The organism is Pelagimonas phthalicica (assembly GCF_004364805.1).
In the GTDB taxonomy this organism is placed as follows: Bacteria; Pseudomonadota; Alphaproteobacteria; order Rhodobacterales; family Rhodobacteraceae; genus Pelagimonas; species Pelagimonas phthalicica.
This window is the reverse complement of sequence record NZ_SOAP01000019.1, coordinates 1-1,817: the sequence shown is the minus strand read 5'-3', so window position 1 is coordinate 1,817 and position 1,817 is coordinate 1. Positions and strand designations below refer to the sequence as shown.

Below are 1,817 nucleotides of genomic sequence, written 5' to 3'. Positions count from 1 at the left end.
GCCTCTGCGTCGTTGATGTCGCCTTTGAGCCAGGCGCGGGCGGGGTCGGCGAAGATTGTGCGGCCGACGGCAAAGCCTTTGACCAGGGGTTGTTTGGCCGCCAGGGCAAAGGAGGCGGCGAGCGCGTCTTCGGGGGCGTCCAGGCCCAGCACCACGATGCCGCGGGTGCGGGGATCGTTGCGCTCGATCGCGTTGACCGCCTGGTCCCAGGCCGCTTCGGTTGTGAAGGGTTCCAGCTTCCACCAATCCGGATAGATCCCGGCATCGTAGAATTGCTGGATCAGCTTGGCCGTGCTGCTGTCATCGACGCGGCCCACCTTGGAGGGGATTACCTCGAGCAGGAATTCCAACCCGTTGCGCCGCGCCGCCTGATACAGCCGCTTGACCCGTTCCTCTTGCAGGGCGCGCGTGTCGCTGGTGTCATCGGGGTGGCAAAAGACCAGCAGTTTGACCACATTTTCCCGCGCCCATTCGCGCAACCGCCCCAGATCATCGCCCAGCTCCGGCTCAAACTGGATGGGGCGCGACCCGGGCAGCTCGGTGGGGCGGCCGATCCACAGGCCCGACCCGCTGGCGCGATGCAGGGCCGAGCGACCGATGCGGTTGTCGCACAGGATGCCATAGCCCGGCTGGCCATTCTGAACCGTCAGCGCCGCCTCCAGACACAGCTCTTTGAAGGCCGCGCCCTTGGACAGGCTATAGCCCTCCATCTCTTCCAGTTGCAGGCGGTGATCAAAGGCAAAGGTGCGCAAGCTGGACCAATCACCAGAACGGTTGGTGGCCCAGTGCACCTGCTCAAGCTCGGTATCATTGCGCAGATCGGCGCGGATCAGCCCGCGATCAAAGAAATATTCCAGCTCTTCCAGGCTGGGATAGGCCGGGGTGCAGCCATGGCGCGACACGGCAAAAGCCCCGCAGGCATTGGCGTATTTCAGCGCGACGGGCCAGGGTTCCTTGTCCAGCCAGCCCTTGAGCAGGCCCGACATGAACCCATCACCCGCCCCCAGAACGTTGAAAACTTCGATCGGAAAGCCCGGCCCGGCCTCGCCCTCATCAAGGCTGTCAGGGATGTCACCGGTAAAGGCCACCGCCCCATCCGCGCCGCGTTTGCAGACCAAGGTCGCGTCAGAAACCGCCCGCACCGCGCGCAGGGCGGTGATGGTATCGGTGCTGCCACCGGCGATGTGAAACTCTTCTTCGGTGCCGACGATCAGGTCGAAAAGATGTAGGCTTTCCTGCAGCTTGGCCGTGACAGCGGCGCTTTCGACAAAGCGGCTTTCGCCATCGCCATGCCCGGCCACGCCCCAAAGATTGGGGCGGTAATCAATGTCCAGCGCGGTTTGCTGACCGGCGGCGCGGGCGATGGTCAACGCCTTGAGCGTCGCGGCCTCGACCTGGGGATGCGACAGATGCGTGCCCGTGGCGACAATCGCCCGCGCGCTGCGGATGAAATCCGGGTCGATATCCTCTTCGGTCAGCCCCATATCGGCGCAGTTCTCGCGGTAGAAAATCAGCGGAAACTGTTCTTCGTCGCGAATGCCCAGCAGGACCAGCGCGGTCAGACGGTCAGGATCGGTCTTGACCCCGTCCGTATTGACCCCCTCGCGCTGCAACTGCTCGCGAATGAACCGGCCCATATGCTCATCACCAACCCCGGTGATCACCGCCGATTTCAACCCCAACCGCGCCGTGCCACAGGCAATATTGGTCGGGCTGCCGCCGATATATTTGTCAAAAGACCCCATATCCTCAAGCCGCCCACCTATCTGAGCGCCATATAAATCAACCGAACTACGGCCAATCGTGATCAAATCAAG

The 1,817-nt window shown here is 63.1% G+C and carries 1 protein-coding gene; it reads right to left on the bottom strand.

Annotation, left to right across the window (positions count from 1 at the left end):
• The coding region (locus CLV87_RS23725; protein WP_099249853.1) for a bifunctional 5-dehydro-2-deoxygluconokinase/5-dehydro-2-deoxyphosphogluconate aldolase at window positions 1-1,817 on the bottom strand (1,817 nt) is incomplete at both ends.